The sequence below is a fragment of the Parendozoicomonas sp. 2304DJ65-17 genome, assembly GCF_058148445.1.
Genome location: NZ_JBYVJV010000087.1, coordinates 1 through 243 on the forward strand (window position 1 = coordinate 1; position 243 = coordinate 243).

The 243-nt window shown below is 42.8% G+C and carries 1 protein-coding gene; it reads right to left on the reverse strand.

The genetic code is table 11. From position 1 onward, the window contains the following. The coding region (locus tag ACY2RR_RS24620; protein ID WP_490110839.1) for a hypothetical protein at positions 1 to 243 on the reverse strand (243 nt) is incomplete at both ends.

Consider the following 243-nt stretch of genomic DNA (forward strand, 5'->3'; position numbering starts at 1 on the left):
ACAAATTCTGCCTGATACTTTTCGGTAATGTTGTTCTCTATACGCGTAAGAGCTATACGACAGATTCGATTCAACTCATCATCGGTTAAAGGGAAGTAAGGAACGACATGAGCCCGACCAATACATGCAGGCTTGAAGTGGTTGAGAAGATCATCCTCAATATCTTCCATAATGTCGTGGTAAGCGGGGGTCAAGGGATAGACATCGTTGTGAACCGGAACAAAGTAATAGATAGCAAACTCA